The organism is Streptomyces sp. HUAS YS2, assembly GCF_033343995.1.
GTDB lineage: Bacteria > Actinomycetota > Actinomycetes > Streptomycetales > Streptomycetaceae > Streptomyces > Streptomyces solicathayae.
In genome coordinates, this window is the sequence record NZ_CP137573.1 from 3890430 (window position 1) to 3916375 (window position 25946).

At 72.2% G+C, this 25946-nt stretch carries 17 protein-coding genes, 1 tRNA gene and 1 pseudogene; 11 read left to right on the top strand and 8 right to left on the bottom strand.

Annotated features, from left to right (window positions below):
• Window positions 1-14: 14 nt before the first annotated feature.
• Complete coding sequence (locus tag R2D22_RS17855) at window positions 15-2099, bottom strand: PhoX family protein (RefSeq protein WP_318104732.1); 2085 nt, start codon at window positions 2097-2099, stop codon at window positions 15-17.
• Between the two features lie 258 nt (window positions 2100-2357).
• Between R2D22_RS17855 and R2D22_RS17860 the strand changes: the two genes are divergently transcribed.
• The 5 genes from R2D22_RS17860 to metG all read left to right on the top strand — a co-directional run bounded on the left by R2D22_RS17860 (window position 2358) and on the right by metG (window position 10647).
• Entirely contained in the window at window positions 2358-3971 is a 1614-nt protein-coding gene (locus tag R2D22_RS17860; RefSeq protein WP_318104734.1) for a VWA domain-containing protein, read from the top strand.
• 132 nt (window positions 3972-4103) lie between these two features.
• Window positions 4104-4421, top strand: coding sequence for a trypco2 family protein (locus R2D22_RS17865; protein ID WP_318104736.1), 318 nt, complete (start codon window positions 4104-4106; stop codon window positions 4419-4421).
• 30 nt (window positions 4422-4451) lie between these two features.
• Window positions 4452-8522 carry a trypsin-like peptidase domain-containing protein gene (locus R2D22_RS17870; RefSeq protein ID WP_318104737.1) on the top strand — a complete coding sequence of 1357 codons (4071 nt, stop codon included), beginning with the start codon at window positions 4452-4454 and terminating at the stop codon, window positions 8520-8522.
• Window positions 8519-8980 (top strand): DUF4913 domain-containing protein, encoded by a 462-nt coding sequence (locus R2D22_RS17875; protein WP_318104739.1) that lies wholly within the window; start codon window positions 8519-8521, stop codon window positions 8978-8980. Before R2D22_RS17870 ends, R2D22_RS17875 begins: the two co-directional genes overlap by 4 nt.
• Before the next feature lie 56 nt (window positions 8981-9036).
• Complete coding sequence (gene metG / locus R2D22_RS17880; RefSeq protein WP_318104740.1) at window positions 9037-10647, top strand: methionine--tRNA ligase; 1611 nt, start codon at window positions 9037-9039, stop codon at window positions 10645-10647.
• An 81-nt stretch (window positions 10648-10728) separates the two neighbouring features.
• On the opposite strand, the gene R2D22_RS17885 is transcribed toward metG, so the two are convergent.
• Window positions 10729-11307 (bottom strand): TIGR03086 family metal-binding protein, encoded by a 579-nt coding sequence (locus tag R2D22_RS17885; protein WP_318104743.1) that lies wholly within the window; start codon window positions 11305-11307, stop codon window positions 10729-10731.
• Between the two features lie 108 nt (window positions 11308-11415).
• Here R2D22_RS17885 and R2D22_RS36135 point away from each other — a divergent pair.
• Window positions 11416-11577: pseudogene (locus tag R2D22_RS36135) on the top strand (HTH domain-containing protein); the annotation flags it as partial.
• Window positions 11578-11822: 245 nt separating this feature from the next.
• Here the strand turns inward: R2D22_RS36135 and R2D22_RS17890 are convergent.
• Window positions 11823-11901, bottom strand: a tRNA-OTHER gene (locus tag R2D22_RS17890).
• Between R2D22_RS17890 and R2D22_RS17895 the strand changes: the two genes are divergently transcribed.
• Complete coding sequence (locus tag R2D22_RS17895; protein WP_318104745.1) at window positions 11863-12399, top strand: helix-turn-helix transcriptional regulator; 537 nt, start codon at window positions 11863-11865, stop codon at window positions 12397-12399. The genes R2D22_RS17890 and R2D22_RS17895 overlap by 39 nt on opposite strands.
• 83 nt (window positions 12400-12482) lie before the next feature.
• Here the strand turns inward: R2D22_RS17895 and aspS are convergent, their stop codons facing one another.
• Window positions 12483-14303: an aspartate--tRNA ligase gene (gene aspS / locus R2D22_RS17900; RefSeq protein WP_318104747.1), complete on the bottom strand. Its 1821-nt coding sequence runs from the start codon at window positions 14301-14303 to the stop codon at window positions 12483-12485.
• A gap of 135 nt (window positions 14304-14438) precedes the next feature.
• Here aspS and R2D22_RS17905 point away from each other — a divergent pair, with 135 nt between their 5' ends.
• Complete coding sequence (locus tag R2D22_RS17905) at window positions 14439-16523, top strand: SpoIIE family protein phosphatase (protein WP_318104749.1); 2085 nt, start codon at window positions 14439-14441, stop codon at window positions 16521-16523.
• A gap of 103 nt (window positions 16524-16626) precedes the next feature.
• Window positions 16627-17439, top strand: a complete 813-nt coding sequence (locus tag R2D22_RS17910) for an oxygen-binding di-iron domain-containing protein (protein ID WP_318104750.1) — start codon at window positions 16627-16629, stop codon at window positions 17437-17439.
• Between the two features lie 29 nt (window positions 17440-17468).
• On the opposite strand, the gene R2D22_RS17915 is transcribed toward R2D22_RS17910, so the two are convergent.
• The 3 genes from R2D22_RS17915 to R2D22_RS17925 form a co-directional block, all read right to left on the bottom strand.
• A complete protein-coding gene (locus R2D22_RS17915) occupies window positions 17469-18539 on the bottom strand; it encodes an AI-2E family transporter (protein WP_318104752.1) in 1071 nt (356 codons plus the stop codon).
• A gap of 142 nt (window positions 18540-18681) precedes the next feature.
• On the bottom strand, window positions 18682-19644 hold the full coding sequence (locus R2D22_RS17920) for a pirin family protein (RefSeq protein ID WP_318104755.1): 963 nt from the start codon (window positions 19642-19644) through the stop codon (window positions 18682-18684).
• Window positions 19645-19758: 114 nt separating this feature from the next.
• A complete protein-coding gene (locus R2D22_RS17925) occupies window positions 19759-20262 on the bottom strand; it encodes an SseB family protein (RefSeq protein WP_318104756.1) in 504 nt (167 codons plus the stop codon).
• A gap of 142 nt (window positions 20263-20404) precedes the next feature.
• Between R2D22_RS17925 and R2D22_RS17930 the strand changes: the two genes are divergently transcribed.
• Complete coding sequence (locus R2D22_RS17930; RefSeq protein ID WP_318104759.1) at window positions 20405-22234, top strand: acyl-CoA dehydrogenase; 1830 nt, start codon at window positions 20405-20407, stop codon at window positions 22232-22234.
• A 166-nt stretch (window positions 22235-22400) separates the two neighbouring features.
• A complete protein-coding gene (locus R2D22_RS17935; protein WP_318104761.1) occupies window positions 22401-23708 on the top strand; it encodes a M18 family aminopeptidase in 1308 nt (435 codons plus the stop codon).
• A 301-nt stretch (window positions 23709-24009) separates the two neighbouring features.
• Here R2D22_RS17935 and R2D22_RS17940 read toward each other — a convergent pair whose 3' ends face one another.
• Window positions 24010-25827 carry an NHL domain-containing thioredoxin family protein gene (locus tag R2D22_RS17940; protein WP_318104763.1) on the bottom strand — a complete coding sequence of 606 codons (1818 nt, stop codon included), beginning with the start codon at window positions 25825-25827 and terminating at the stop codon, window positions 24010-24012.
• Window positions 25828-25946 lie beyond the last annotated feature (119 nt).

A 25946-nucleotide genomic window follows, 5' to 3' on the forward strand; every position in this document is an offset into this window, starting at 1 on the left:
GCACCGGCACGGCGTCAGACGCCGATGTTGCCGCCGTCCGTGCGGTAGACCGCGACGACGGCCGGGCGGACGATCTTGCCCGGGCCGTCGGGCCACACCGACTGCGGGTTCTCGACGGACGCGCCGTCGATCTCGCCCGGGTGCTGCACGGCGACCAGGACGCGGCGGTCCTGCACCAGCGGGCCGCAGGTCTCGGCGCCGCGCGGGACGGTGAGGAACTGCTTCAGCTCACCGCGGCGATCGCCCCGGGTGGCCACGCCGAACAGGCCGTCGTGCGAACCGAGCTGGTTGCCGTCGGTGGAGATCCACAGGTTGCCGTGCGCGTCGAAGGCCACGTTGTCCGGGCAGGAGATCGGGCTGACCTTGTCCTTCGGGAAGCCCGCGAAGTAGGTGGCCGGGTCGTTCGGGTCGCCGGCGACCAGGAACAGGCGCCAGGCGAAGCCGGTCGCGGCCGGGTCGTTCCAGTGCTCGGCGAGCTCCAGGATCTGGCCGTGCTTGTTGGCGTTGCGCGGGTTGGCCTCGTCCGCCGCGGCCTTGCCCGCGGCGCCGCGGTCCTTGTTGTTGGTCAGCGCGACGTAGACGCGGCCGGTGCGCGGCGACGGCTCGATGTCCTCGGGGCGGTCCATCTTCGTGGCGCCGACCTTGTCACCGGCCTGGCGCGTGAAGACGAAGACCTCCTCGGCGGTCATGCCCTCGACGTGCGAGACGGCGCCGTCCGCGGTGGCGGTGGCCAGCGGGATCCACACGCCGGTGCCGTCGAACTCGCCGTCGGCGGGGAGCTTGCCGCTGCCGTCGATCTCGGCGACCGGGGAGTCGCCGGTGAGCTTGGCGACGTACAGCGTGCCCTCGTCGAGCAGCGTGAGGTTGTGGGCGCGGGCGGCGCGCGACGTGCCCTTCTTCATCCGCTTGCTGGAGACGAACTTGTAGAAGTAGTCGAAGCGCTCGTCGTCGCCGGTGTAGACGACCGGGCGGCCGTCCTCGGTCAGTCGCGGCTGCGCGCCCTCGTGCTTGAAGCGGCCCAGCGCGGTGTGCTTGCGCGGGGTGGAGGTCGGGTCGTACGGGTCGAGCTCGACGACGTAGCCGAAGCGGTTGACCTCGTTGGGCTCCTGCAGGACGTCGAAGCGCTTGTCGAACCGCTCCCACTTGCGCTCGGACGCGGCGCCGCCGATGCCGTAACGCTTCAGGCGGGCGGCCTGGACCGGCTCGGTCACGGCGCCGCCGTTGGCGAAGTACTGGTTGAAGTTCTCCTCGCCGTGGAGGGTGGTGCCCCACGGGGTGGTGCCGCCGGAGCAGTTGTTCAGCGTGCCGAGGACCTTGGTGCCGGTCGGGTCGGCGGACGTCTTCACCAGGTCGCTGCCCGCGACCGGGCCGGTCAGGCGGAACTCGCTGGTGGCGGTGAGGCGGCGGTTCAGCTCGTGGCGGCGGACCGGGGTGAGCTTGCCGCTGCGGTGGTCCTCCTGGACCACGACGACGCCGAGGCCGTGCGCGGCCCAGGCGATCTCGACCTGCTCGCGGGTCGGGTTGTCCGCGTCGTAGTTCGCGAACATGAGCACCTCGTCGGTGTACTCGTGGTTCGAGACGAGGACCTGGCGGCGCGCGTAAGAGTCGTCCAGCGGGAGCAGGGCGAGGAAGTCGTTGTTGTAGCCGAACTGACCGGCCTGGGCGGCGGCGGTCTGGTTCTTCGCGTCGAAGGCCGGGGCGCCGCGGAGGATCGGGTCGCCCCAACGGATCACGACGCTCTGGCTGTAGCCGGCCGGGACGGTGACCTGGTCGGCGGTGTTGGGCGCGACAGGCGCGAAGCGGAGACCGCGGGCGCCGTCGGCGCGGCCGAAGGTGTCCGTCGCGGTGGCGGCCTCGGCGGCGGGCGCGCCGCTCATGGCGACACCGGTGCCGGCGGCGGTCGCCACCGTCACGACCGCGGCGGCGCGCATCATCGAACGGCGCGACAGCGCACCGGCGATGACGTCACCGACGTACTCGTTGTCGCTCGTGTTCGGCACCTCGTGGAAGCAGGCGTCACCGCAGCGGAAGCGGCAGGTGAGGGCGGAACGGCCGCCTGCGTGGGTGCTGGTGCTCAGGAGCGGCAGCAGTTTGCGCACGTGGTCCTCCTTCGGCGCACTCCGCGCCGACAATGTGTCGGGAATATGTTCGGCGGCGACGCTATGCGCGCAGATGTGCTCGTGAGCGGCCGTGGAATGAACGCCCGATGAACCCGGAGCGACCGGGCGCGACGAAGGGTCGACCGGGGCGCGGGCGGCGACACAGCAGGCCGCTAACCTTACGTGTCCGCCCTGGCCAGGGATGATTCCCCCAGTACGGACATACTCGGCACCCCACTCATGCGAAAGGCCTCGCCCATGGGCATCCGGAGTTTGCTGCGCAAGGTGTTCGGACGCGACCGTGAAGAGCAGAACGAGTCGCCGGCAACCTCCGTCCCGCCCCAGACGGACGGCCCGCCGTCCAAGGCGGCGGAGGCCGAGGCCGAGACCCCGAAGCCGACGGTCCCGGCCCAGAGCCAGCCCGAGAAGGCCACGGTCCCGGCCCAGAGCCAGGCCGAGAAGGCCGCGGCCCCGGCCCAGAGCCAGGCCGAGAAGGCCGCGGAGGAACTGGTCGCCGCGGCCTTCGACAACCCGAAGGTCCCGGAGGCCAGGACGGAGGCGGAGCCGGACGCGGAGGCCGAGGCGAAGGCCGAGGCTGCGCCGACGGCTGAGGTTGAGGCCGCGCCGAAGGCCGAGGCTGACGTCGAGGCCGAGCCGACGGCGGAGGCTGAGGCCGCGCCGAAGGCCGAGGCTGACGTCGAGGACGAGGCTGAGCCGAAGGCCGCTGAGGCGGAGGTCCAGGACGAGGCTGCGTCCGAGGCCGGTGCCACGGCGGAGGCCGCCGAGGTCGAGGCGACCGAGCGCCCCGAAGCGGTCGTTCCCGAGGCCGAGCCGAAGGCCGAGGCTGAGGCCGGCGTCGAGGACGAGCCGACGGCGGAGGCTGAGGCCGCGCCGAAGGCCGAGGCTGACGTCGAGGACGAGGCTGAGCGGAAGCCCGCTGAGGCGGAGGTCCAGGACGAGGCGCCGGTGACGATCGAGGAGCTCACCGCCCTGGTGGAGACCGCCGAGGTCGGGACCGCCCCGGAGGCTCAGGACGAGACCGCGGTTGCCACGGAGGCGACCGGGACCCCCGCCGAGGTCGAGCCGGTGGCCGCCGCCACCGACGCGTCCGTCGCCGACGAGGCCACGGCGACCCAGCCGGAGGCGTCCGCGCCCGAGGCGCAGGACGAGACCCCCGCCGAGGTCGAGCCGGAGGCCGTCGCCGCGGCCGGCGGGAAGCCCGCCGTCACCCTGGCTCGGGTCAAGGCTCGGGCGCCGCAGGTCGTGGAGGCGTACAAGGCCGCGGGGGCCGTGCTCAAGCGGCAGGGGCTCTCGGGGAGCCGTGCCGCCGTGTACCTCGTACTCGACCGGTCGCTGTCGATGCGCGGCTTCTACAAGGACGGTTCCGTCCAGCACCTCGCCGACCAGGCGCTCGCGCTCGCCGCGCACCTCGACGAGGAGGCGACCGTCCCGGTCGTGTTCTTCTCGACGGAGGTCGACGGCACCGGCGACCTCACCCTCGACAACGCCGACGGCCGCATCGCCGAACTGCACGACTCCCTGGGCCGGATGGGCCGTACGAACTACGACCGCGCCATCGCGGAGGTGCTGGCCCACCACGAGAAGGCGGGCGCCGACCGCCCCGCGTTCGTGGTGTTCCAGACCGACGGCGCCCCCGAGTCCCGTACCGCCGCCACCAAGGCGCTCGCCGAGGCCGCGGACCGCCCGCTGCACTGGCGGTTCGTCGCGTTCGGCGAGGAGGACGCGAAGGGCTTCGACTACCTCCGCAAGCTGGACGTCCCGAACGCCGCGTTCTTCCACGCCGGCCCCACCCCCGCCGAGACCCCGCACCCGGCGTTCTTCAAGGGCCTTCTGGACGGCTACGAGGCCTGACCGAAGCCACTGCCGCGGAGCCCGCCCCCTTCCGGGGCGGGCTCCGCCGTTTTCGTACCACGGGAACCATTCACCACCCCAAATCCGTTGTTACTCAAGGGTGTTGACCGTGTACAGACGGGGGAAATACCGATGACCACCAACGGCACGACCCACGACGGCGAGGACTGGCTCGACCTGGCCGACGCACTCGACCTCCTGCGCACCCAGGTCGCCGAGGCACAGCGCCGGGCGCGGACGTCCGAAGTCCGGTTCGGCGTGGACGAGATCACCGTCGAGTTCGAGACGGAACTGGTCCGCACCCGCGAGGGCGGCGGCGGGCTGCGTTTCGGCATCGTCGAGGCGAGAGGGCGTACGGAGGGCAGCCGCAGGTCCGTCCAGCGGATCGCCCTCAAGCTCCGCCCGCAGCGCGCCGACGGCGGCGACACGGCGATCGGCGACACCGAGTAGGAAGCGGAAACGGCGCGTACGGGGGTGCGCATGGAGATGGACCGTGCCGTGCAGGTACGCGCGCACCTCGGCGACGGGCCCGCAGGGTTCGGCTCGGGCTACCTCGTCGCGCCCCGGTTGGTGCTGACCGCTGCCCACGTCGTCCCGCGGGGCACGGAGATCACCGTGACGCTGCCCGGTCCCGGGCTCGTCGCCGACGCGGCGGCGGAGCCTCGCCCGTGGCGCGCGGCGGTGCGCTGGCGGCGCGAGGACGAGGCGGCGGACGCCGCCCTCGTCGAGGTGACCGACGACGACTGGCGGCCCCCGCCCTCCTTCGCCGGCAACCCCAACCGCCGCGTGCAGCGCTGGGGCCTGCTGGTCACCGCAGCCGTCGAACAGCCGGTCAGCTGCCTGGGCTTCCCCCGCATGGGCCGGACGGTGCCGGAGCCGGGCGGTCCGCCGCGCCGCGCCGCGGAGCAGCTCGCCGCCCGCATCAACCCGCTGACCGGCGGTGGCGCGCACCGCTACGAGCTGCTGAGCACCCACTCCCCGTACGGCTCGGAGGGGGACGCCACCGGCTCCCCCTGGTCGGGCATGTCCGGCGCGGCCGTCTTCCGGGACCACCTGCTCGTCGGGGTCGTCCGGCACGACCGCCACGCCCGCACCGGCGCCCGGCTGACCGCCACCCGCGCCCGCGCGCTCGTCGCCGACCCCGGCTTCCGCGCCCTCGTGGCCCGGCACTCCTCCGTCGCCCCGGAGCTGGAGGCCGCCGAACTCGCCGGGCTCCTCGACCCGGCCCCGCCCGAACGGGACCTGCGCTCCCCGCTGATGCTGCTGCGCGCCGACACCGAGGCGGTCGCCTTCCGCGGCCGTGCGGAGGTGTGCGAGGAGCTGATGGCCTGGTGCGAGCAGGACCCGGAGATCCTCTCCGTACGAGCCCTGGTCGGCCCCGCCGGCCAGGGCAAGACCCGGCTCTCGCGCTGGCTCACGGCCGCGCTGCGGGCCCGCGGCTGGGCCGCCGGCCAGCTCCGCTCCGACCTGGCGGCAGGCGGTCCCGGCGCGGAGCCGGACCTGCGCCCACTGGCCGCGCTCCAGGTCGACGCGCTCGTGGTCGTCGACTACGCGGAGATGCAGCCCCGGCTCGTACGCCAGCTGATCGCCGAGGCCCGGCGAGCCGGCCGCCGGTTCCGCATCCTGCTCCTGGCCCGCTCCGAAGGCACCTGGAAGACCGCCGCGCTCGGTGCGTCCGGCGTCGTGCACGACATCCTGAGCACCGCCCCGGTCGTCCGGCTGCACGCCCTGGACGCCACCGTGGAGGCCCGCGACGAGGCCTTCGCGCTGGCAGCCGCCGACCTCGCGCCGCTGCTCGGCCACGTCCCCGGCCACGGCGACGTCGACTGGCAAGCCCTCGCCCGCGAGGTCCGGCCCGCGACCCGCCGGAGACGAGCCGCCTTCGAGGCGGCCCTGACGGTCCAGATGAGCGCCCTGACCGCCCTGCTCCAGCTCGGCCCGCGGCCGCTCGCCGACGACCTCGACACGCTCCAGGACGGCCTGCTGCGGCACGAGGAGCGGTACTGGGAGAACACCGCAGAGTCCGTCGGCCTCGGCCCGCGCGACCTGCCGGTGCTGCGGACCGCCGTGGCCACGGCCGGCCTCCTCGGCGCGGCCGACCGCGCCGAGGCGCTGCGCACGGTCGCCCGTATCCCCGGCGTCGGGGCCCGGCTGCACGCCCCGCTCGCGGACTGGCTCCACGAGCTCTACCCGTCCTCGCACGGCCGGTACTGGGGGCTGCTGCAGCCGGACCGCGTGGCCGAGTTCCAGGCGTCCAAGGAGGTGATCGCGGACCCGGCGTTGCTGCCCTCGCTGTTCCGCGAGGCCACCGACGACCAGCTGGTCCAGGCCCTGACCGTGCTGACCCGCTCGGTCGTCGCCCACGCCAACGCGGACCGGCCGGACGAGGCGGGCATCGTCCTGGCCCGGCTGCACAGGGCTCTCGACACCGTCCCGCTGAGCGCGGCAGTACTCCGCCGCACGTCGGCCGCCCTGCCGGAGACCTCGCACGTCCTGGCCCGCTTCGCCGCCCGGATCGCCGCCGACCTGCTCGCCGTGTACGAGCAGGAACGCACGGCGGGCAACACGGACATCACCGAGGCCGACCTCGCCTGGGCCCACCACAACCTCGCCCGCCGCACCCTGAGCCTGCGCCGCGACCGGGAGGCGCTCGAACGCGCGGGCACCGCCGTGCGCATGCGCGAGCAGCTGGCCGCCGCCGACCCGTCGGCGCACGAGGCCGACCTGGCCGCCTCCCTGGCGCTGCAGGCCAGTTGTCTGGACTTCCTGGACCGGTCCGAGGAGGCGCGGGAGCCGGTCCTGCGGGCACTCGCCATTCACCGCCGGCTGGCCGCCGCCGACCCCGAGCGACAACGCCCCGCCTTGGTACGGAGCCTGATCGACACGGCGATCGTGCTGTGGCACACCGACGAGCGGCAGGAGTCCGACGCGCATACGCAGGAGGCCCTGCGACTGAGCCGGCAGTTGGAGCGGGAGCGGCCGGGACCGCATCGGAGTCTCCTCGCCGAAGCGCTGCGCGACTCCAGCGTCCTGTTCTGGAACGACGGCGAGTACGAGCAGGCCGTGGAAGCCGTCGAGGAAGCCGTCTCGCTGTGGCGGCACCTCGCCGCCGCGAACCGGGACGCCAACGCGTCGAAGCTGGCCGGCGCGCTGGTACTGCTCTCGTCCAACTACCGGCGGTCCGAGCGACTGGAGGAGGCCACCGCCCTGTGCGGCGAGGCCGTCGCGATCCGCCGCCGCCGCGCGCACGACCTGCCGAGCGTGTACGCGGAGAAACTCGCGCTCGACCTCTTCCGCCTGGGTCAGATCCACTACTACGCGACCCGGCAGGAGGAGGCGCAGCGGACGTTCGCCGAGTCGGTGGCCGTACTGCGCGCCTCTCGGAGCATCCCCGAGCGCCGCCGCCTGGAGCAGCTGGGCTACTCGCTCTACTGGCACGGGATGAGTCTGCAGGCCGAGACCCAGTGGGAGGAGGCAGCCGGGTACTACCGGAAGGCGCACGAGGTGCGCCGGAAGCTGCCCCGGAGCACGGACGTGGACCGCCAGCTCGCGTGGTCGGCGTACGACCTGGGCGGTTGTCTGATGAAACTGGGCCGGTACGCCGAGGCGGCGGAACCCCTGTGGGAGGCGGTCGCGCTGCGCCGCGGCGTACGGGAGGAGGCGGAGACGGAAGCCACGGCGGAGCGCGCGGAGACGGAAGGGCGGGCGAAGGCGGAGCAGCCGGAGACAGAGCCCGACAACGTTCGGGACTCGCGGGCCGACCTGGCGGACGCACTCCTGCGCTTGGCGGCCTGTTACGCGGACGCCGGTCGGCCCGCGGCCGAGCGGGTGCTGCTGCGCCGAGCGGGGCCGCTTCTGCTCCGGCCCGGAGGGCCGGTCGACCCCACGGCCCTGGGGAACTGGGCGTTCCAGCTGGGCGAAAGCGTGGTCTCGTTCCGCCCCGCGGAAGGACGGCGACTGTTGGCGCAGGCAGTGTCCATCCAGCGGCGCGCGGTGGCCGAGCGCCCCAGCCCCGAGGAGTACGCCGTTCTCCGCCACCGGGCCGAGCGGCTGGCCGACGCCCTGCTGCTGGCCGGCCGCTACCGGGGCGCCGCCCGCTCCGCAGAACTCGCCCTGGAGGCGGCGCGGCATGAGACGGAGCCCACGCCGACGGCAGCGGCCCTGATCTGCCTGGCGCAGGCCCGTGCCCGTACGGCCCGAAGCGCTGCGGAGTACGCGGAGGCACGGGACCTGGCCCGCAGGGCGGTCGCGAGGACCCGGCGGGGCGTCGCCGCCGGAACGGAGGGCGTCCCGTACCTCTCCCACGTCCTGCACCTGCAGGCGGAGGTCCTGCTGGCCTGCGCACGGCACAGCGACCCGCGCGCCGCTGCGCAGGCTCTGGCCCCCGCGCAGGAGGCCGTGACACTGCTGCGGCGCAGTCCGCACGAGCAGGCCCTGCGGAACGCGGTCGGCGTCCTCGCCCGCGTACTGGAGCGGCTCGGACGGCCGGACGACGCGTCGGCCGTGCGGGCGGGGCACAGCCCCCTCGTCACCCATCGGAGGAACGGATGAGCATCGAGCACGTCGACGACGAGGACCGCCGCCTCCTGGAGGAGGAGCCGAGCGTGCGCCTGGTCTTCACCAGCCTGGAGGCGTTCGTCACGGAGTACCTCGCCGAGGTCCTCGGGCGTGACACGACAGGGCCGGTGCACGCCTGGTGTCCGGACTGGTGGAGGCACGCGGCGGCTCTCGTCCGGCTCAATGCCATGTGGCGCGCCTTCGAGTACCTGTGCACGGACGGCTCGCTGGGCATGTCGACCTGGTGGCTGCATCACGCCGACCCCCACCTGGCGGTGCTGCTGAACCCCGTCACAGGGCCGTTCGCCGCCTGCAAGGCGGCGGGCGAGCACGTCTCCCTGCCGGCATTGCCCGTGACGCCCGTCGCACCGGGCGTTCTGGACAACCCTGTGTACATGCTCGTCACCGAGGACCCGTTCGACCTGGACGCCCCCGAGGTGGACCGCCCCTGAGCGCCCGCCCGTAATCGCGGTGAGTGGATCACCGGAGGGCCGATAGGATTTCGACCATGGCGGCCACTGGATCCGAGAAGCAGGGGGCGAAGGCGTTCTACGTCTCGACCCCCATTTACTACGTCAACGACGCTCCTCACCTGGGCCACGCCTACACGACCGTCGCAGGCGACGTGCTCACGCGCTGGCACCGTCAGCGCGGCGAGAAGGTGTGGTACCTCACCGGCACGGACGAGCACGGTCAGAAGATCATGCGCACCGCGGAGGCGAACGGCGTCACCCCGCAGGAGTGGTGCGACAAGCTCGTCTCCGAAGCCTGGAAGCCCCTCTGGGAGCACCTGAACATCGCGAACGACGACTTCATCCGGACGACGGAGAAGCGGCACACGGACCGTGTGCAGGAGTTCGTGCAGGACCTCTACGACAAGGGCGAGATCTACAAGGGCGGGTACGAGGGTCCGTACTGCGTGGGCTGTGAGGAGTACAAGCTCCCCGGCGATCTCATCGAGGCCGAGGACGGCACCAAGCTGTGCGCCGTCCACAAGAAGCCGGTGGAGATCCTCAAGGAGGAGAACTACTTCTTCAAGCTGAGCGAGTACGGCCCGAAGCTCATCGAGTTCTACGAGGCCAACCCGGGCTTCATCCAGCCCGAGTCGGCCCGCAACGAGGTCGTGAACTTCGTCAAGCAGGGCCTCGAGGACCTGTCGATCTCCCGTTCCACCTTCGACTGGGGCGTCCCCGTCCCGTGGGACGAGAAGCACGTCATCTACGTGTGGATCGACGCCCTGCTGAACTACGCGACCGCGGTCGGCTACAACGAGAACCCGGCGAAGTTCGACGAGACCTTCCCGGCGAACGTGCACCTGATCGGCAAGGACATCCTGCGCTTCCACGCCGTGATCTGGCCGGCGATGCTGATGGCGCAGGGCCTGCCGGTTCCCGGTCGCGTGGCCGCGAACGGCTGGCTGATGGTCGGCGGCGAGAAGATGTCGAAGTCGAACCTGACCGGCATCAAGCCGCAGGACCTGACCTCGCACTTCGGCGTGGACGCGTACCGCTGGTACTTCCTGCGCGCGATCGCGTTCGGCCAGGACGGCTCGTTCTCCTGGGAGGACTTCACCGCCCGCTACACGAGCGAGCTGGCGAACGACTACGGCAACCTCGCCTCGCGCGTGGCCGCCATGGTCGGCAAGTACTTCGGCGGGGAGCTGCCGGCCGCGACGGCCGACGGCGACGCGGAGAAGGCGATCCACGAGGGCCTGGCCAAGGCGGTCGCCGAGGCCGACCGGAAGATCGGCGAGGATCTGGACTTCCAGGGCGGCATCCTGGCGGTCTTCGACTTCGTGAAGCAGGTCAACGGCTACATCACGGAGCAGGAGCCGTGGAAGGTCGCCAAGGACGATTCGGAGGAGGGCCGGGCCCGCCTCGCGACCATCCTCTACACGGCCGCGGAGTCGCTCCGCGCGGTCGCGGTCCTGCTGAACCCGATCATGCCGGAGACCTCGCAGGCCCTCTGGGACTCCCTCGGCGCCGAGGCGTCCCTGGGCGCCCTGCCGGCCCAGCCGGTGCAGGACGCGGGCACGTGGGGGCAGCTCCCAGCGGGCGCGACGGTCACGAAGGGCGCGGTGCTGTTCCCGCGTCTCGAGGAGCCGAAGAAGGACCAGTAGTCCGGCCTGAAACGGACACGATCGGAGCCCCGCACGGTACGCCCGTGCGGGGCTCCGTCATGGGCGTCAGCCCTGCCCGCGTCAGACCTTCCGGCCGAGCCAGCCGGCCAGCCTGGTGTGTACGTCGGCGTCGGCCGGGACCGGCTGGACGTCGCCGAACGGCAGCTCGCCGCCGCGCGGCGCGGCGGGCAGCACCTTCTGCGCGATGCCGAGCGCCATGTGGCCGAGTTCCTCGTCCAGCTCCCCCTCCGGGTCGATCACCTGGGCGATGTCCCAGGTGTGGGTCACCACCTCCATCACGTAGCCGCCGAGTGCGACCCGGCCGGGGACGCGCCCCCACGGCACCTCGACCTCCCGGTCGAGCTTCGCCGCGTCGGCCCAGGCGGCGGCCAGCCGGTCGCGGGACCGGCCGAACGCGCCGCCCCAGTCGGCGTCCTCGATCGCGCCGGCCGCCGCCGGCAGGTCCATGCCCCGGCCGCCCTCGCCGACGTACGCGATGCGGTGGACCGCGCCGAGGGTGTGACCCAGGAGGGCCCGCAGGTCGTACTCCGTGCACGGGGTCGGCCGGTCGAGCCGCGCCGGGTCGAGGCGGGCCGCCAGCTTCTCCAGCTGGTCCAGGGCGCTCAGCAGGACGGGACGGGGATCGAACGTGCGGTCCATCGGTGGGTACTCCTCGATCGGTGGTCAGGGCCCCCTGCCCCGACCGGCATTGAGTACTCTGCCGCCCGATACCTGACACCCTCCGGCAGGATTCGAGGACCACCGTTCATGAAGGCCGACCGGCTGCTGTCGATCCTGCTGCTGCTCCAGACCCGGGGCGGAGCCTCGGCCCCCGAGCTGGCCGAGCTGCTGGAGGTCTCGGTCCGCACGATCTACCGGGACGTCGAGGCGCTCTCCGCCGCCGGCGTGCCGGTCTGGGTCGAGCGCGGCCGCAACGGCGGCGTACGGCTGCTGCCCGGCTACCGCACCGACGTCCCCGGACTGACCGGTGACGAGGCCCGCGCCCTGTTCGTCCTCACCGCCGACGGGGCGTACGAGGCACTGGGGCTCGGCGGCGCGATCGGCTCGGCGCTGCGCAAGGTGATGGCCTCACTGCCTGCCGGGCACCGCCCGGCGGCCGAGGCGACCAGCCAGCGGATCCTGGTCGATCCGGCGCGCTGGACCCGCGGCGGCAGTGCGGCGGCCGAGGTCGAACTCGGCGTCCTGCAGCAGGCGGTGTTCGCGGACAAGCGCCTGCTGCTGCGCTACCGCCGCAGCGGCGAGACCGTACCGCGCGACTACACCGTCGACCCGTACGGCCTCGTGAACAAGGCGGGCGTCTGGTACCTCGCCGCCGACCGCGACGGCGAACCCCGGCTGTTCCGCGCGGACCGGGTGGTCGAGGCCGTGGTGTCCGAGGAGCCGGTGCGCCGGCGCCGGGGAATCGGTCTCGCCGAGGTCTGGTCGACGCTGCGGGAACGGGTGGAGCGCGTCCCGGACGCCCTGCCGACGACCTGCCTGGTGCGCCAGGACCGGCTGGACATGTTCCTGCGGTTCCAGGCCGGGAACGTGGTCGCCGCCCCGGTCCCCCGCGACGACGGATGGACGGAGGTGCGGCTCGCGTTCCCCGTCGTGGAGGCGGTCCGCTCCCTCCTCCCCTTCGGCGCGGACATCGAGGTACTGGACCCGCCGGCGGCCCGGGAGGAACTGGCGGCCGCGGCCGCGGCCGTCACGGAGCTGTACGGGCGACGCCGGGACGCGGGACGTCCTTGACGTGCACCGGCCCGCCGGAAAAGGCGGAGGGGCCCGGGATCGTCACGATCCCGGGCCCCTCGGCGCTACGACTGCTCAGCCGTTCAGCGGCCGGCCTCCGGGTGGACCGCCTCGGTCACCGGGCGCCCGTCGGCGGGCTTCTCCTTGGCGACCGGCTTGCGGAGCTGGATGTTCAGCTCCTTCAGGCGGGCCTCGTCGAGCTCCGTCGGGGCGCCCATGAGGAGGTCCTGGGCGTTGCCGTTGAGCGGGAAGGCGATCGTCTCGCGGATGTTCGGCTCGTCGGCGAGGAGCATCACGATGCGGTCGACGCCCGGGGCGATGCCGCCGTGCGGCGGGGCGCCGTACTCGAAGGCGCGGAGCATGCCCGCGAACTCCTGCTCGACGGTCTCGCGGCTGTAGCCGGCGATCTCGAAGGCCTTGAACATGATCTCGGGCTCGTGGTTCCGGATCGCGCCCGAGGACAGCTCGATGCCGTTGCAGACGATGTCGTACTGCCAGCCGAGGACGTCCAGGGGGTCCTGGGTCTCCAGGGCCTCCAGGCCGCCCTGCGGCATGGAGAACGGGTTGTGCGAGAAGTCGATCTTGCCGGTCTCCTCGTCCCGCTCGTACATCGGGAAGTCGACGATCCAGGCGAACCGGAAGACGTTCTCCTCGAACTGGCCGGCGCGCTTCGCGGCCTCGACGCGGACCGCGCCCATGATCTTGGAGACCTCGTCGAAGTCGCCCGCGCCGAAGAACAGCGCGTGGCCCGGCTCGAGGCCGAGGCGCTCGGTCAGGACCTTGACGTTCTCCTCGGTGAGGAACTTGGCGATCGGGCCGGTCAGCGCGTTGCCCTCGCCGACGCGAACCCAGGCCAGGCCCTTCGCGCCCTGCTCGACCGCGAAGTCGCCGAGGCTGTCGAAGAACTTGCGCGGCTGGTCACCGGTGTTCGGGACGGCCAGAGCGCGCACGTGCTTGCCGGCGAAGGCCTTGAACTCGGAGTTCTCGAACACGTCCGAGATGTCGACGAGTTCGAGGGCGGTGCGCAGGTCCGGCTTGTCGTTGCCGTACTTGAGCATCGACTCGCGGAACGGGATGCGGGGGAACGGGGACGTGACGTGCCGGCCGCCGCCGAACTCCTCGAAGAGCTCGGTCATCAGCTTCTCGATCGGCTGGAAGACGTCCTCCTGCTCGACGAAGCTCATCTCGACGTCGAGCTGGTAGAACTCGCCCGGCGAGCGGTCCGCGCGGGCGTCCTCGTCGCGGAAGCAGGGCGCGATCTGGAAGTACCGGTCGAAGCCGGAGATCATCAGCAGCTGCTTGAACTGCTGCGGCGCCTGCGGCAGCGCGTAGAACTTGCCCGGGTTCAGACGGGACGGGACGACGAAGTCGCGGGCGCCCTCGGGGGAGGTCGCGGCGAGGATCGGGGTCGCCATCTCGTTGAAGCCGAGGGCCACCATCTTCGAGCGGATCGAGGCGATGACGGCGGACCGCAGCATGATGTTGCGGTGCATGCGCTCGCGGCGCAGGTCGAGGAAGCGGTACTCCAGGCGCCGCTCCTCGTTGACGCCGTCGTCGGCGTTGATGGTGAAGGGGATCTGCTTGGCCGCGCCCAGGACCTCGACCTCGGCGGCCTCGATCTCGATCTCGCCGGTCGCGAGCTCGGGGTTGACGTTCTCGGCGCCGCGGGAGACGACCTTGCCGTCGACGCGGACGACGGTCTCCTTGGTCAGCTTGTCGAGCACCTCGGCGGCGGCGGTGCCGGGCCGCGCGACCAGCTGGGTGATGCCGTAGTGGTCGCGCAGATCGATGAAGAGGATGCCGCCCAGGTCGCGCCGATTGTGCAGCCAGCCGCTCAGCCGGACGTCGGTGCCGACGTCAGAGGCGCGGAGCTCGCCGCAGGTGTGGGACCTGTACCGATGCATCGTCGTTCATCCAGTCTTCGGAATCGGTGGGGAGCCCGGACGTATCCAGGCCCGTCAAGGGTACCGGGCGTCCCAAGATCGCTCATCGAATACTCTCAGTGGCGACCTGCGGTCCGATATTCATAAAGTGGGGCAATGCGCACCGAGGACGTCCTGGCCGCGATCGCGACCGGCCTGTGGCGCTGGGACAACGCAACCGGGATCGTCACCCTCGACGCCGAGGCCGCCCGGCTGCTCGGGCTGCCCGCCGAGCCCGCCCGGCTCACCGAGGCGGCCGTGCGCTCCCGTTTTCATCCCGTCGACTGGAACGAGATCGACGGCGTGGTGAACCTCGCCGTGGCGGAGGGCACCCTCGCCGAGGCCCGGCTGCGGATCATGGCCCCGGACGGCCGGGTGATCCGTACCGTGCGCAGCCGCTCCAAGCCGCTGATCGCGGACGGCGACTACCAGCTCGTCGGCACCCTCCAGGAGGTCGCCGAGCCCCAGCCCGGCACCGCCGCGCGCACCCCGATCACCGGCGACTGGCGCCGTTCCCGCGAGGCGTTCCTGCTGGACGCGGGCCGGGCCCTGGCGGAGGCCCGGTCCACCGCCGAGGTGCTGCGGGTCGCCGCGTCGCTGTCCATGCCGGGGTTCTCGCCGGACGGCCTCGCGGTCTTCGGCGTGGCGGGCGACCGGCTCACCGTCATCGGCCACCACGGGCACAGCGAGGGCGACGAGGGCCCGTTCACCGAGATGTCCCTGGACACGGACTATCCGGCGGCCGAGGCGGCCCGGAACGGGCGGGCGATCTACCTGCCCTCGCCGGAGGAGTACAAGCGGCGCTTCCCCACCACCTGGCCGCTGGCGCAACGGTTCGGGCGGGAGTCCTGGGCGTTCCTGCCGCTGACCGTCGCCGGCCGGACCATGGGCGCCTGGATGGCCGCCTTCAAGCACCCGGTCGCCTTCACCCCGGACGAGCGGTCCGTCCTCACCACGGTCGCCCGGATGCTCGCCCAGGCCCTCACCCGGGCCGGCGTCGCCGAGTCCGAGCGCGAGCTGTCGCTGGGCCTGCAGCGGACGATGATGCCCGCCCTCGGGCCCGGCATCCCGGGGATCGCGGTGGCCGCCCGGTACGTGCCGACCGGCGGCGGTCTCGAGATCGGCGGCGACTGGTACGACATGATCCAGCTGCCCGGCGGCCGGATAGCCCTGGTCATCGGCGACGTCCAGGGCCACGACGTACGGGCCGCCGGCCTGATGGGCCAGCTGCGGATCGCCCTGCGCGCGTACGCCTCCGAGGGCCACCGCCCGGACGCGGTGCTGTCCCGCGCCTCCCGGTTCCTGCACGGCATCACCGACGGCACGGACGACCTCGGCGGCCCCCGGTTCGCGACCTGCCTGTACCTGGAGGTCGACCCGGCGACCGGCGCCCTGGACATCGCCCGGGCCGGGCACCCCGAACCGGCCGTGCGCACCTCCGACGGCACGGTCCTGCTGCAGCCCACCGCGGGCGGCCTGCCGCTGGGCATCGACCCGGACAGCGACTACCCGACCACCCGGCTCCGCCTGGACCCCGGCGAGACCCTGATGATCTGCACCGACGGCCTCCTGGAGACCGGCGGGCACGATTTGGACAGCGGCTGGGACCGCATCCGCACCCTCATGGAGCAGCACGACGGGGAGTCCCTGGAGACGCTGGCCGACCGGCTCGTCGAGGCCGTCCACGGCCCCGGCTCGCACCACACCATCGGCCCGCTCGCCGACCGCCGCGAGGACGACATCGCCGTCCTGCTGCTGGCCCGCACCGGCGACCTGAGGGTCCTGCCGGCGCCGCGCCGCACCGTCATGACCATCGCCCAGGCCGAGCCGGAGCGGATCGCCGACGCCCGCAGGCAGCTGCGCCGGCTGCTGCACGACTGGACGGACGAGGACCAGGTCGACGCGGCGGTCCTGATGGTCTCCGAGATGGTCACCAACGTGCTCATCCACACCGACGGGGACGCGCTGCTGGTCGCCGAGGTGGGCTGCGCCGAGGACGCCCGCCGGCTGCGCGTGGAGGTCTCGGACGGCAGCGACGAGCTGCCGCACAAGCGCCACCCGGGGGAGATGGCCTCCTCGGGGCGCGGCCTGCTGCTGATGGAGATGCTGGCGCACGCGTGGGGCGTGGACCCGCGCGGCGAGGGCAAGTCGATCTGGTTCGAGCTGCGTGAGCCGGCCTCGGGGCAGGGCTGCCGCGAGTAGCTCCCCGGCGCGCCGCGGGGGCTTGCGCCCGACGGGCGGGGCGCCGGGGCTCGGCGCAGACTGGTGGGAGCACGGCCGTCGGGGGACCCCCACGGAGCGCGACATGGACACCCACAAGGTCGGCAGCGACACCACGGTCCTGGCGGACAGCCTGGACATACCGGGAATCGGGCACATCCCTGTCAACGCGTACGTCCTCACGGCCAGTGAACCGGTCGTCGTGGACACCGGCCTCTCGCTCGCCGACCGGGACTTCGTGGCCACGCTCGGCTCGGTGATGGACCCGGCCGACGTCCGCTGGATCTGGCTCACCCACCCCGACCGCGACCACACCGGCGGAATCTTCGAGCTGCTCGACGCGGCCCCCGAGGCCCGCGTGGTGACCACGTTCCTCGGCGCCGGGATCATGACCACCGAGCGGCCGCTGCCGATGGACCGGGTGTACTTCCTCAACCCCGGCCAGTCCCTCGACGTGGGCGACCGGATGCTGCGGGCCTTCAAGCCGCCGCTGTTCGACAACCCGGCGACCGTCGGCTTCTACGACGACCGGACCCGGATCTGCTTCAGCTCGGACTGCTTCGGCGGCCCGATGCCGACCGCCGAACTGGCCGAGAGCGGCCACGCCAACGACCTCAAGCCGGAGGACCTGCGCGCCGCGCAGCTGCTGTGGGCGACGGTGGACAGCCCCTGGGTGCACATCGTGGATCCGGCGAAGTACCGGGCGACCATCCAGCCGCTGCTGGCGATGAACCCGGAGATCGTGCTCTCGACGCATCTGCCGCCGGCCGTGCGGATGACCTCCCTGATGATCGACACGATCACGATGGCGCCGGACGCGGACCCGTTCGTCGGCCCGGACCAGGCGGCCCTGGAGCAGATGCTGGCCACCTTCGAGCCGGGCGGCGCACCGGCCTAGCGCGTGGCCCTCCGCTGGTCGGAGTTCGCCTAGTCGGGGTCCGCCGGCGTCGCGTCGCCGGGCGGCTGGTACCGGCTGCGCAGCTCGCCGATCACCCCGAAGAACGCGGCCGTCAGGGGCACGGCGAGCAGCATGCCGAGGATCCCGGCGACGGACGCGCCCGCCGTGATCGCCAGCAGGACGACGACCGGATGCATCTGCACGGTCCGGCTCTGCACCATCGGCTGCAGCACGTTCCCCTCCAGGACCTGCACGGCGAGGACGATCCCGAGCACCCACAGCGCGATGACGAACCCCCGGTCGGCGAGGGCGACCAGCACGGCGACCGCGCCGGACAGGAACGCGCCGAGGTAGGGGATGTACGCGGTGACGAAGACGAGCGCGGCGAGCCCGACCGCGCCGGGCACGTCGAGGACCAGCAGGCCGATGCCGATCAGGACCGCGTCGACGAGGGCCACGAAGGTCGTACCGCGCATGAACCCCTCGACGGCTTCGAACGCGCGCCGGCCCATGGCCTCGGCCGTGTCCCCGACGGACCGCGGGACGAGCGACCGCAGCGTGCCGACGGCCCGGTCGGAGTCCCGCAGGAAGAAGAAGATCAACAGCAGCGCGAGCACGGCCGTGGCGGCCGCCTGGCCGACGACGCTCAGCCCGGAGATCACTCCGGAGGCCGCCGTCCCGCCGAACTTCTCGAGCAGTCGCTTGGCGTTCTTGGCGAGGTCGTCGAGAGAGGTGCCGGCCGCCCCCAGGTGCGCGGCGATGTCCTCGCCCGCGCGGCGCAGCGAGGCGACGATCTGGTCGCCCGTGTCGATCAGCGCCGCGACGACGATGTACGTGGCCCCGCCGACGACCACGAGCACGGCGACGCAGGTCAGTGCGGCAGCAAGGGACTTCTGCACCTTCATCCGCAACAGCCGCCGGTGGAGCGGTCCGAGCAGCGCGGTGCCGAGCAGCGCGAGCAGCACGGGCGTGACGGCGGTCTTGAAGACGACGCAGAGCCAGATCCCGACCGCCGCGACCCCCGCGACCAGCAGGAACACCACGCACCAGGCGGCGACGCGGCGAGCGGCCTCGGGGAGGAGCGGTCTGGTCGTCTGCATCCCTCCACCGGACCACGCCCTCCGGCGCGCCGTCCTGCGCTGCGGGGCCGCCCGGGTGACGTCGCGTCAGCCGGCGCGGCCCCTGGTCGCGGGGACTCCGTACGGGATTCCTCACGGGATTCCGCACGGGATCCCGTTCGGGCTACTCGCCCATGCCGTGCACGGCCGGGATGGTGCCGAGCCGTCCCGCCTGGAAGTCCTCGAAGGCCTGGCGGAGTTCGGCCTGGGTGTTCATCACGAACGGCCCGTAGTGCGCCATCGGCTCGCGGATCGGCCGGCCGCCGAGGAGCACGACCTCCAGGTCCGGCGTGTTGCCGTCCTGCTTCTCGTCCGCGCGGACGGTCAGCGTGCCCCCGTCGCCGAAGACGGCGGTCTGGCCCATGTGGACCGGCCGGCGCTCGGCGCCGACGGTGCCGCGGCCGGCGAGCACGTACGCGAGGCCGTTGAAGTCCTCGCGCCACGGCAGCGTGACCTCGGCGCCGGGGCGCAGCGTCGCGTGCACCATCGTGATCGGGGTGTGCGTGACGCCCGGTCCGGCGTGGCCGTCGAGCTCGCCCGCGATGACGCGGAACAGCGCGCCGCCGTCGGGGGAGGTGAGCAGCTGGACCTGCCCGCCGCGGATGTCCTGGTAGCGGGGGGCCATCATCTTGTCGGTCGCGGGCAGGTTCACCCACAGCTGGAGCCCGTGGAACAGGCCGCCGCTGACGACCAGCGACTCCGGCGGGGCCTCGATGTGCAGCAGCCCGGAGCCGGCGGTCATCCACTGGGTGTCGCCGTTGGTGATGGTGCCGCCGCCACCGTTGGAGTCCTGGTGGTCGAAGACGCCGTCGATGATGTAGGTGACGGTCTCGAAGCCGCGGTGGGGATGCCAGGGCGTGCCCTTCGGCTCGCCCGGGGCATACTCCACCTCGCCCATCTGGTCCATCATGATGAACGGGTCGAGGTAGCGGTAGTTGATCCCGGCGAACGCGCGTCGCACCGGGAAGCCCTCCCCCTCGAAGCCTGAAGGCGCCGTGGTCACGGCGAGGACGGGACGCGGCGCGGCATCGGCCGGCGCCGCGACGCGCGGCAGGGTGAGCGGGTTCTCCACAGTCACAGCGGGCATGGCGGGACCTCCTTGTGCGACCAGTTTAGTTGAACACTGAACTTCTTGCCACCCTGAACGCGAAACGCCCGGAAGGAATTCCTCCCGGGCGCTCTCCTTTGCCTCCAGCCTCCGTCAGCCGTACATCCGGCGCATCGCGAAGTCGACCATCTGCTCCACGGCCTTCGCGTCGAAGACCATCCGGTGGTCGCCCTCCATGTCGAGGACGAAGCCGTAGCCGGTCGGCAGCAGGTCGATGACCTCCGCCCCGGTGATCACGAAGTACTTCGACTCCTTGCCGGCGTACCGGCGCAGCTCCTTCAGCGAGGTGAACATCGGGATCACCGGCTGCTGTGTGTTGTGCAGCGCCAGGAAGCCCGGGGTGTCGCCGCGCGGGCAGTACACCTTGGACGTCGCGAAGACCTGCTGGAAGTCCTCGGCGGCCATCGATCCGGTCGTGAACGCCCGCACGGCGTCGGCCAGGGTCGGCGGCGACGGCTCCGGGTAGAGCGGCGGCTGCTGCCCGTAGCCGCCCTGCATGCCACCGGCCATCCCGGCGTGCATTCCCGGCTGCGCTCCGGGCTGCGGAGGCGGGGCGTACTGCTGCTGGGCACCCGGATTCTGCTCGTAGCCGTACATGGGGGCGAGCCTACTGCGTCACAGATGTCCGGAGAGGGGTTGCTCTTATTACCGACGGGTAGCATCATCGTAGAGAGCGTTTTGCTACTTGCCGGTACGTGTACGAGGAACCTCCCTCCCCGAGCCTTACGGAGCCGTCGCCATGGGGCACTACAAGTCGAATCTCCGCGACATCGAGTTCAACCTCTTCGAGGTCCTCGGCCGCGACAAGGTGTACGGCAGCGGTCCGTTCGAGGAGATGGACGTCGAGACCGCCAAGAGCATCCTCGACGAGATCCGCCGCCTCGCCGAGAACGAGCTGGCCGACTCCTTCGCCGACGCCGACCGCAACCCGCCGGTCTTCGACCCGGAGACCAACACCGCCCCCGTCCCGGCCTCCTTCAAGAAGTCCTACAAGGCCTTCATGGACTCCGAGTACTGGCGTCTGGGCATCCCAGAGGGCATCGGCGGCACCGTCTCCCCGCGCTCGCTCGTCTGGGCCTACGCGGAGCTCCTGCTCGGCTCGAACCCGGCCGTCTGGATGTACTCCTCCGGCCCGGCGTTCGCCGGCGTCCTCTACAACGAGGGCAACGAGGCGCAGAAGAAGGTCGCGCAGATCGCCGTCGAGAAGCGCTGGGGCTCCACCATGGTCCTCACCGAGCCCGACGCGGGCTCGGACGTCGGCGCCGGCCGCACCAAGGCGGTCCAGCAGGAGGACGGCTCCTGGCACATCGAGGGCGTCAAGCGCTTCATCACGTCCGGTGAGCACGACATGGAGGAGAACATCCTCCACTACGTCCTCGCCCGCCCCGAGGGTGCCGGCCCCGGCACCAAGGGCCTCTCCCTCTTCCTCGTCCCGAAGTACGAGTTCGACTGGGAGACCGGCGAGCTGGGCGCCCGCAACGGCGTCTACGCCACCAACGTCGAGCACAAGATGGGCCTCAAGGCCTCCAACACGTGCGAGATGACCTTCGGCGACAAGCACCCCGCCAAGGGCTGGCTGATCGGCGACAAGCACGAGGGCATCCGCCAGATGTTCCTCATCATCGAGTTCGCCCGCATGATGGTCGGCACGAAGGCGATCTCCACCCTCTCGACGGGCTACCTCAACGCCCTCGAGTACGCCAAGGAGCGCGTCCAGGGCACCGACCTGGCGAACTTCATGGACAAGGCCGCCCCCAAGGTCACCATCACGCACCACCCCGACGTCCGCCGCTCGCTCATGACGCAGAAGGCGTACGCCGAGGGCATGCGCACCCTCGTCCTCTACACGGCCTCCGTGCAGGACGAGATCGCGATCAAGGAAGCGGCCGGCGAGGACGCGAAGGCCCTGCACGGCCTGAACGACCTGCTGCTCCCGATCGTCAAGGGCTACGGCTCCGAGAAGGGCTACGAGCAGCTCGCCCAGTCGCTGCAGACCTTCGGCGGCTCGGGCTTCCTGCAGGAGTACCCGATCGAGCAGTACATCCGGGACGCCAAGATCGACACCCTCTACGAGGGCACCACGGCCATCCAGGGCCAGGACTTCTTCTTCCGCAAGATCGTCCGCGACCAGGGCGCGTCCCTGAACGCGCTGGCCGAGGAGATCAAGAAGTTCCTCGCGGTCGGCACCGGCGGCGAGGAGCTGGCCGGCGCCCGCGACGCGCTCGCCAAGGCCGCCGTCGACCTGGAGGGCATCGTCGGCACGATGCTCACCGACCTCACCGCCACCGGCGAGGACGTCAAGAACATCTACAAGGTCGGCCTCAACACCACCCGCCTGCTGCTTGCCTCCGGCGACGTCGTCGTCGGCTACCTGCTGCTGCGCGGCGCGGCCGTCGCCGCCGAGAAGCTGGCCGAGGGCGCCTCCGGCAAGGACGTCGCGTTCTACCAGGGCAAGATCGCGGCCGCGAAGTTCTTCGCCGCCAACGTCCTGCCCGGCGTCTCGGCCGAGCGCGTGCTCGCCGAGGCCGTCGACGGCTCGCTGATGGACCTGGACGAGGCCGCGTTCTAGGACGCGCCCCGCCCAAGAGGAACGGCTCGCTCCCGGGGAGGGGGGCGGGCCGTTCCGCTGTTCGCGGGAGAACTCGGCTGCTCCGTACAGGAAGGTTTCTCCCCTTGGGCGGGCGAGGCTCCGGCACCCCACGTCCGCATGTCGAGACCCCCGTAAGGTGAAGTCCATGAGTAGCGCACCCTCCAGCCCGGCGACCGCACCCTTCGACCGCGGCCACACCGACGACCTCATGACCTTCCTCGCGGCCTCCCCGTCGCCGTACCACGCCGTGGCGAACGCCGCCGAGCGGCTGGAGAAGGCCGGCTTCCACCGGGTCGAGGAGACCGACGCCTGGGACGGTACAGCCGGTGGGAAGTACGTGATCCGCGGCGGCGCGCTCATCGCCTGGTACGTCCCGGAGGGCGCGAGCCCGCACACCCCGTTCCGGATCGTCGGCGCCCACACCGACTCCCCCAACCTGCGCGTCAAGCCGCAGCCCGACATGGGCCGCGAGGGCTGGCGCCAGGTCGCCGTCGAGATCTACGGCGGACCGCTGCTCAACAGCTGGCTCGACCGCGACCTCGGCCTCGCCGGCCGGCTCACCCTGCGCGACGGCAGCCACCACCTGGTGAACGTGGACCGCCCGCTGCTGCGCGTCCCGCAGCTCGCCATCCACCTCGACCGGCAGGTCAACGAGGGCATGAAGCTGGAGCGCCAGCGCCACATGCAACCCGTCTGGGGCCTCGGCGACACCCACGACGGCGACCTGCTCGCCTTCGTCGCGGAGGAGGCCGGCGTCGACGCCGAGGACGTGGCCGGCTGGGACCTCATGGTCCACGCCGTCGAAGCCCCCTCCTACCTGGGCCGCGACCGCGAGCTGCTGGCCGGCCCGCGCATGGACAACCTCATCTCCGTGCACGCCTGCACCGCCGCGCTCAGCGCGGTGGCGGGCCACGCGGACCTCCCGTACATCCCGGTGTTCGCCGCCTTCGACCACGAGGAGAACGGCTCCGAGGCAGACACCGGCGCCCACGGCCCGCTGCTCGGCAACGTCCTGGAGCGCTCGGTCTACGCCCGCGGCGGCGGCTACGAGGACCGCGCCCGCGCCTTCGCCGGCTCCGTCTGCCTCTCCTCCGACGTCGGCCACGCCGTGCACCCCAACTACAGCGAGCGCCACGACCCCACCCACCACCCGCGCCCCAACGGCGGCCCGATCCTCAAGGTCAACGTCAACCAGCGCTACGCCACCGACGGCAGCGGCCGGGCCGTGTTCGCCGCCGCCTGCGAGAAGGCCGGCGTGCCGTGGCAGTCCTTCGTCTCCAACAACGACATGCCCTGCGGCACGACGATCGGCCCGATCACCGCGGCCCGCCACGGCATCAGCACCGTCGACATCGGCGTCGCCTGCCTGTCGATGCACAGCGCCCGCGAACTCTGCGGCGCCGACGACCCGTACCTGCTCGCGAACGCACTGGTCGCGTTCCTGCAGGGCTGACCGGCCCCGCCCCTGCCCCTTCCCTGTCATGCCTGCCGTGCATGATCCGCACGCACAGGGGAGGGGCACGCGCATGTGGCCGTGGGGGCGGAAGAAGCACACGTACGCGTGACGAGCGGCCCGCTCTCACGCACCCTCCGGGAGACGGACGAGCGCCTGGAGCGGCTTGTCGACAGCCGCACGGACGCGCCGTCCACCGGCTCGACGTGACCGCCCACGCCCGCAGACTGCACGCCGAGGCGGAGGACGTCTGCCGACGCCTCCGCCCGGCCCGCCCGCTGGTGAAGGTCTTCCGCGCCGCCTAGCCGTCCATCCCCGCGAGGATCAGCGGCAGCCGGGAGACACCGGACCCGGTGACCTTCACCGGAACACCCCAGTCCTGCTGGTGGACGTGGCAGGCCGGGTACTCGTTGGCCGGGTCGTCGTCGCAGGACGCGGCCATCGCCGAGACGTGCAGCACGCCCTCGGCGAGGTCCGGGTTCAGCTCCAGCTCGCGGAAGAGGTCGGACCCCGTGCCCTCGCCGGAGAGCAGCAGTTCCGGCGGGGTGGACGAGACCAGCAGCCGGGTGGACGGCCCGTACCGCTCGTCCAGCTTCTGCCCGGTCGGCGCCTGGAAGACGACGTCGAGGCGGAGCCGGCCGGGCGCGACCTCGGTGGCCTCGCGCTGGGTCCGGTAGGCGGCGGACTCGACCCGAACGGCCTCCTCGGGCAGCCGCAGCCGGGTCAGCCGGTGCCGGGCCGACTCGACGACCGCGATCTCGTCGCCGACCAGCACCGCGTCGCTGGGCTCGCGCAGATCGGTGGCGAGCGTGGTGACCTCGCCGGTGGCGGGGTCGAAACGGCGCAGGGCGTGGTTGTACGTGTCGGAGACCGCGACCGAGCCGTCGGGCAGCGCGGTCACGCCGAGCGGGTGCTGGAACAGGGCCTGGTCGGCGGCGCCGTCACGGTGTCCGAAGTCGAACAGGCCGGTGCCGACGGCGGTGTGCACGGCGTACCCGTCGCCGTCCTTCTCGACCCACCGCAGCGCGCTGGTCTCGGAGTCGGCGACCCACAGCCGGTCCTCGGTGGCCGCGAGCCCGGACGGCTGCGCGAACCAGGACTCGGCGGCGGGCCCGTCGACGAGCCCCTCGTTGGTGGTGCCGGCGGCGACCTCGACGGTCCCCGTCTCCGGGTCGTACGCCCACAGCTGGTGGACACCGGCCATGGCGATCCACACCTTGCCCTGCCACCAGGCCACGTCCCACGGCGAGGACAGGTCGACGTCGAGCGCAGGCCCGGAGGTCGGCGACCCCTGCCACCACTGCCTGCCGGTACCGGCGATCAGCTCGACGGCCCCGGTCTCCGGGTCGAAGGTCCGCAGCGCGTGGTTCACGGTGTCCGCGACGACGACCTTGCCGTCCGGCAGCAGCGCGAGCCCCTGCGGCTCACGGAACTCGCCGTCCCCGATCCGCCGCACGACGGTCTCCCCGTCGGCGGCCAGTTCGACGAGCTGGTGCCGGGTGGTGTCGGAGACCAGGAAGTTCCCGGACTCCAGCAGGATCGCCTTCCCGGGGAACCGCAGGTCGGTCGCGACCGGCTCCGGCGGCACGTACGGCCCGTCGCCGCGCCGCAGCGTCCCCTTGGCCTCGTGCTCGGCCTCCAGCTCCTCCACGAGCGTCCGGATCGCGTTGGCATGCCCCTCGCCCGCGTGCTGCGCGACGACGTACCCCTCCGGATCGATCACGACGAGCGTCGGCCAGGCCCGCACGGCGTACTGCTTCCAGGTCGCCAGCTCCGGGTCGTCGAGCACCGGGTGATGCACCTCGTACCGCTCGACGGCGTCCACCACGGCCTGATGCTCGGCCTCGTGCACGAACTTGGGCGAGTGCACCCCGACGATCACGAGCGTGGCCCGGTGCTTCTCCTCCAGCTCACGCAGCTCGTCGAGGACATGGAGGCAGTTGATGCAGCAAAACGTCCAAAAGTCCAGAATGACGACTTTTCCACGCAGGTCGGACAGCGTCAGATCTGCGCCGCCGGTGTTCAGCCAGCCGCCCTTGCCGATCAGCTCGGGGGCACGGACGCGGGCACGACGGCGGGGCGCGGGCGCGGGGGTGGGCGCCGGGGCGGGTTCGTTCATGGTTCAAGGGTGCCGTACGGGGCGGGGGTGGCCACCGGGAGGGTGAAAGACGGGGGCGGTGGGGTGGGGTGCGGCGTGTCTTGACGGTGGCATGTGCCAGCGGACTGGTGAGCATGGCA